The sequence below is a fragment of the Pantoea sp. ARC270 genome, assembly GCF_003236725.1.
Lineage (GTDB): Bacteria > Pseudomonadota > Gammaproteobacteria > Enterobacterales > Enterobacteriaceae > Pantoea > Pantoea anthophila.
This window is the reverse complement of sequence record NZ_PUGA01000068.1, coordinates 1-5842: the sequence shown is the minus strand read 5'-3', so window position 1 is coordinate 5842 and position 5842 is coordinate 1. Positions and strand designations below refer to the sequence as shown.

Genomic DNA, 5842 nt, shown 5'->3' with positions numbered 1-5842 from the left:
GCGATCCCAGCGAAATGGCGCAAGCTGCACGCATTAATGTCGAGGCTGGTGCACAGGTTATCGACATTAATATGGGATGCCCTGCCAAGAAGGTTAACCGCAAAATGGCGGGGTCAGCCTTACTGCAATATCCCGCCGTGGTGGAGTCCATTCTCTCCGCAGTGGTTAATGCAGTGAACGTGCCGGTTACGCTGAAAATTCGTACTGGCTGGGATCCTGAAAACAGGAACTGTGTCGCGATTGCCCAATTGGCTGAACGCTGCGGTATACAGGCTCTGACGATACATGGCCGCACTCGTGCCTGCCTGTTCAACGGAGAAGCTGAATATGACAGCATTCGGACAGTTAAGCAGAGTGTTTCCATTCCGATTATCGCGAATGGAGACATAACTGACCCGCATAAAGCCAGAGCGGTGCTCGACTATACAGGGGCCGATGCTCTGATGATAGGACGCGCTGCTCAGGGAAGACCGTGGATCTTCCGGGAAATCCAGCATTATCTGGACACTGGGGAGCTGCTTGCTCCGCTGCCACTGGCAGAGGTCAAGCGCTTGCTTGTTTCGCATATACGTGAGCTGCACGACTTTTACGGTTCAGGCAAGGGATACCGTATAGCGCGAAAGCACGTCTCCTGGTATCTGCAGGAGCACGCCCCGAATGACCAGTTTCGGCGCACATTCAACGCCATTGAGGATGCCAGCGAACAGCTGGAGGCGTTGGAGGCATACTTCGAAAATCTTGCGTAACGAAATAAAGAGCTGAAAGAACTATGTTCGAACAACGCGTAAATTCTGACGTACTGACCGTTTCTACCGTTAACTCACAGGATCAGGTAACTCAAAAACCTTTGCGTGATTCGGTTAAACAGGCACTGAAGAACTATTTTGCTCAACTGAATGGTCAGGATGTGAGCGACCTGTATGAGCTGGTTTTGGCTGAAGTCGAGCAGCCTCTGTTGGACATGGTGATGCAGTATACCCGTGGCAACCAGACCCGCGCTGCCCTGATGATGGGTATCAACCGCGGTACGCTGCGTAAGAAATTGAAAAAATACGGCATGAACTGATTCTGAGTTCTGTCTGTTAATCACGCCAGCCTTCGGGCTGGCGTTTTTATTTGTGCGGTATGGCACAAAGCGGTGACCTCAGGGATGAAACAGTTGCTTCTCATATGGTAACTATAGTTGCAATCGCAGACGTGATATTTCGCCCTCTCTTTTTCCTCCTCCCAGCCGGGATTACTGGCTGACCTGAATGCCCTGCCCCCTGACAGCGCCCTTCCGCTCCGGGTGTGTGACTTTCCGCGCATTAAAAAAGTAACGTGTCTCCTTCATACATGCCTGCCTGCGCGAAGGCTCACATTGCTTCCATATAGTGAAACTATTTGCACTAAATGTGATCGGATCGACTCGCTTTGCTTCCTTTTGGTGCGCCATATTAGCGGAACTTTCTAAGTGCTTCCGATTATTAACCGTTCTTTCATACAAATTCAGGCTCCTGCAAACCTGGCATCAGCTTTGCAGAGTCGTGAATGGCTGACCGCCACAGACAGGAAAACGCACACTAAAGTGCGCAAACATAACAATACGATCCCGCCACACAGGATGCTTTATGAAAAAGATGATGCTCTCTACGCTGATCGCTGCCGCCTCGCTGGTTGCCGTTACTCAGCAAGCACACGCCGGCGCCACACTGGATGCAATTAAGAAAAAAGGTTTTGTTCAATGTGGGATCAGTGACGGCTTGCCGGGCTTCTCCTATGCGGATGCCAGCGGCAAGTTCACCGGTATCGATGTGGATGTGTGTCGGGCAACGGCTGCTGCTGTGTTTGGCGATGCAACCAAAGTGAAATACACCCCACTGACCGCGAAAGAGCGTTTTACCGCGCTGCAGTCAGGCGAAGTGGATGTGCTTTCTCGTAATACCACCTGGACCTCCTCGCGTGATGGCGGCATGGGCTTCCTGTTTGCGGGCGTGAACTACTACGACGGCATCGGCTTCCTGACTCACCAGAAAGCGGGCCTGAAAAGTGCGAAAGAGCTGGATGGCGCGACCGTCTGTATTCAGGCAGGCACCGATACCGAGCTGAACGTCGCGGACTTCTTTAAAGCCAACAAAATGCAGTACACGCCGGTCACCTTCGACCGTTCAGATGAATCAGCCAAAGCGCTGGACAGCGGCCGCTGTGATACCCTGGCTTCTGACCAGTCTCAGCTTTACGCACTGCGCATTAAGCTGGGCAAACCGGACGAATTCATTGTGCTGCCAGAAGTGATCTCCAAAGAACCCCTGGGGCCACTGGTGCGTCGTGGTGATGATGACTGGTTCACCATCGTGAAATGGTCGCTCTTCGCTATGCTGAATGCGGAAGAGATGGGTATCAACTCGAAGAATGTTGATCAGATGACAGCCAAGCCGACCACACCAGATATGGCGCATCTGCTGGGTGCTGAGGGTGACTTTGGTAAAGATCTGAAGCTGGATAATAAGTGGGCCTACAACATCATCAAGCAGGTGGGCAACTATCAGGAAAGCTTTGATCGTAACGTCGGTAAAGACAGTGCTCTGAAGATCGCACGCGGTCAGAACGCGCTGTGGAACCAGGGCGGTATTCAGTACGCTCCGCCGGTACGTTAACAGACCTCGCCAATCGGGCACCGCCTTCTGCGGTGCCCTGCCACAGCTTTCGTTACTGAGGTTTCAACATGTCACAACGCCCAACCGTGAAAAGGGATTTTTCATTTGGTAATCCCACGGTTCGCGCCTGGATTTATCAGTTCATTGCCGTTATCGCAGTGCTTGGTGTGGTGGGTTATCTGGTGCATAACACCATTATCAACCTTGCCAATCGCGGCATTACATCAGGATTTGGTTTTCTCGAGCGCACTGCCGGTTTCGGTATCGTTCAGCATCTGATTGAGTACACCGAGGACGATACCTACGCGCGCGTGTTTCTGGTTGGCTTAACCAACACACTGCTGGTCTCGGCACTCTGTATCGTTTTCGCCTCCATTCTCGGATTCGCGGTGGGATTATCCCGCCTTTCTGACAACTGGCTGCTGCGGAAACTCTCGACCATCTATATCGAAACCTTCCGTAATATCCCGCCACTGCTGCAGATCTTCTTCTGGTACTTTGCGGTATTGCGCAATCTGCCTGGCCCACGGCAGGCGCTGAATGCGTTTGACCTGGCCTATGTCAGTAATCGCGGGCTCTATGTGCCGTGGCCGACCTATGCTCCAGGGAGCTGGCCGTTTGTTATCGCGCTGCTTCTGGCCGTAGCCATCAGCTATGGTCTCTACCGCTTCAACCGTCAGCATCAGCTGAAAACCGGCGAGTTACGTCGCACCTGGCCTGCCGCCGTTGCGATGCTGATTCTTTTTCCGGTTCTGGCGCATCTTGGGTTTGGCGCCGCAACGCACTGGGATGTGCCGCAGCTGCGCGGATTCAATTTCCGTGGTGGCTCGGTAATGATCCCGGAGCTGGCGGCACTGACGCTGGCCCTGTCGATCTATACCTCGTCGTTTATTGCGGAAGTGATTCGCTCCGGCATCCAGTCGGTACCGCACGGTCAGCACGAAGCCGCACGTTCGCTGGGTCTGCCGAATCCGGTGACGCTGCGCCAGGTGATCATTCCTCAGGCCATGCGCGTGATTATTCCCCCGCTGACCAGTCAGTACCTGAACATCGTGAAGAACTCCTCACTGGCCGCGGCTATCGGATATCCCGATATGGTGTCGCTGTTTGCCGGCTCGGTCCTGAACCAGACCGGCCAGGCCATCGAAACGATTGCTATTACGATGGGCGTGTACCTGATCATCAGCCTGCTGATATCACTGCTTATGAATGTCTACAACCGCAAAATTGCGCTGGTTGAGCGTTAAGAGAACGGGATGACTATGTCTGTAACTACGCATGAAACGACCCCCGTCCCGACGACGCCGGTCAGTCGCGCCTGGCTTTGGGCGCGTAAAAATCTCTTTTCCAGCTGGTTTAACACGTTACTGACGCTGTTGTGCATCTGGATAATCTGGCATGTGATCCCGCCTGCGCTGAACTGGCTGGTCTTTCAGGCTAACTGGATCGGCTCTACCCGCGCCGATTGTACGAAAGAGGGCGCCTGCTGGGTCTTTATCCATGCCCGTTTCGGTCAGTTCATGTATGGCCTCTATCCGCATGAGTTGCGCTGGCGTATCAACCTGGCGCTGATCATTGGCCTGGTGTCGATTGTGCCGATGTTCCTGAAGAGCCTGCCCTTCCGCGGGCGCTATATTGCTGCCTGGGCCGTCATCTATCCAGTGATTGTCTGGTTTCTGCTGTATGGCGGCTATCTGGGACTGGAGCGCGTTGAGACACGCCAGTGGGGTGGATTAACGCTGACGCTGATTATTGCATCGGTTGGGATCGCGGGCGCACTGCCGCTGGGGATTCTGCTGGCTCTTGGCCGTCGCTCCCGTATGCCTGTGGTGCGCACGCTGTCGGTTATCTTTATTGAGTTCTGGCGCGGTGTGCCGCTGATTACCGTACTGTTTATGTCGTCGGTGATGCTGCCGCTGTTTATGTCTGAAGGCACCACCATCGATAAGCTGGTGCGCGCCCTGGTTGGCGTCATTCTGTTTCAGTCCGCCTATGTAGCGGAAGTGGTACGTGGGGGATTGCAGGCGTTGCCGAAAGGTCAGTATGAAGCGGCTGAGTCTCTGGCGCTGGGTTACTGGAAAACCCAGATGCTGGTGATCCTGCCACAGGCACTGAAGCTCACCATCCCCGGGCTGGTAAATACCATCATCGCTCTGTTTAAAGATACCAGCCTGGTCATCATCATTGGTCTTTTCGATCTGTTCAGCAGCGTTCAGCAGGCCACGGTGGACCCCACCTGGCTGGGCATGTCGACCGAAGGTTACGTCTTCGCTGCACTGGTCTATTGGATCTTCTGTTTTAGCATGTCGCGCTACAGCCAGTATCTGGAAAAGCGCTTTCACACCGGGCGTACATCGCACTGAGGTTTTACATGACTGACTCTATGACACACTCTTCCGACGCGTTGATGATTTCGCTTGAGAACGTGAATAAATGGTACGGACAATTCCATGTACTGAAAGACATTAACCTGCAGGTTAAGCCGCGTGAACGCATTGTGCTTTGCGGGCCTTCTGGTTCCGGCAAATCGACCACGATCCGCTGTATTAACCATCTGGAAGAGCATCAGCAGGGACGTATTGTTGTTGACGGTATTCACCTTAACGATGATATCCGTAACATTGAACGCGTGCGCACCGAAGTAGGAATGGTCTTTCAGCACTTTAATCTGTTTCCGCATCTGACGGTCCTGCAGAACTGCACACTGGCCCCGACGTGGGTGAGAAAGATACCTAAAAAAGAAGCCGATGAGCTGGCTATGCACTATCTGCAACGCGTGCGCATTGCGGAACATGCACATAAATTCCCCGGTCAGCTTTCGGGGGGTCAGCAGCAGCGCGTTGCTATTGCCCGTTCACTCTGCATGAAGCCGAAAATTATGCTGTTTGATGAGCCAACCTCGGCACTGGATCCGGAGATGGTAAAAGAGGTACTGGATACCATGATTGGTCTGGCAGAGGATGGGATGACCATGCTGTGCGTGACGCATGAGATGGGCTTTGCCCGCACCGTTGCGGACCGGGTGATCTTTATGGATCGCGGTGAGATCGTTGAAATGGCTCCGCCGCAGGAGTTCTTTGCGAATCCTAAATCGGAGCGGACCCGGGCGTTCCTGTCTCAGGTTATTCACTGACCGGCACTACCCCTCGCTATTTTACAACCCGGCCTGGTGCCGGGTTTTTTATGGCCCGAATAAAGGTCAGTAA

At 53.6% G+C, this 5842-nt stretch carries 6 protein-coding genes; all 6 read left to right on the top strand.

What is annotated here, in order from left to right:
* Window positions 1–746 (top strand): tRNA dihydrouridine synthase DusB (dusB, locus tag CKF42_RS20665; protein WP_111209090.1); only part of this gene is annotated, 746 nt, incomplete at its 5' end.
* Window positions 747–769: 23 nt separating this feature from the next.
* Window positions 770–1066, top strand: a complete 297-nt coding sequence (fis, locus tag CKF42_RS20660; RefSeq protein ID WP_003855228.1) for a DNA-binding transcriptional regulator Fis — start codon at window positions 770–772, stop codon at window positions 1064–1066.
* A gap of 544 nt (window positions 1067–1610) precedes the next feature.
* Window positions 1611–2636, top strand: a complete 1026-nt coding sequence (locus CKF42_RS20650; RefSeq protein WP_009087536.1) for an amino acid ABC transporter substrate-binding protein — start codon at window positions 1611–1613, stop codon at window positions 2634–2636.
* A 68-nt stretch (window positions 2637–2704) separates the two neighbouring features.
* Entirely contained in the window at window positions 2705–3883 is a 1179-nt protein-coding gene (locus CKF42_RS20645; protein WP_046102627.1) for an amino acid ABC transporter permease, read from the top strand.
* A 15-nt stretch (window positions 3884–3898) separates the two neighbouring features.
* A complete protein-coding gene (locus CKF42_RS20640; protein ID WP_009087540.1) occupies window positions 3899–4999 on the top strand; it encodes an amino acid ABC transporter permease in 1101 nt (366 codons plus the stop codon).
* A gap of 8 nt (window positions 5000–5007) precedes the next feature.
* The gene (locus CKF42_RS20635; RefSeq protein WP_009087542.1) at window positions 5008–5769 is read left to right on the top strand and encodes an amino acid ABC transporter ATP-binding protein; all 762 of its coding nucleotides are present in this window, start codon (window positions 5008–5010) and stop codon (window positions 5767–5769) included.
* The last annotated feature ends 73 nt before the right edge of the window (window positions 5770–5842 follow it).

Bases quoted from the DNA above. Each gene is read 5' to 3' on its own strand.
- fis (WP_003855228.1), top strand. From the start codon at position 770: ATGTTCGAACAACGCGTAAATTCTGACGTACTGACCGTTTCTACCGTT.
- CKF42_RS20650 (WP_009087536.1), top strand. From the start codon at position 1,611: ATGAAAAAGATGATGCTCTCTACGCTGATCGCTGCCGCCTCGCTGGTT.
- CKF42_RS20640 (WP_009087540.1), top strand. From the start codon at position 3,899: ATGTCTGTAACTACGCATGAAACGACCCCCGTCCCGACGACGCCGGTC.
- CKF42_RS20645 (WP_046102627.1), top strand. From the start codon at position 2,705: ATGTCACAACGCCCAACCGTGAAAAGGGATTTTTCATTTGGTAATCCC.
- CKF42_RS20635 (WP_009087542.1), top strand. From the start codon at position 5,008: ATGACTGACTCTATGACACACTCTTCCGACGCGTTGATGATTTCGCTT.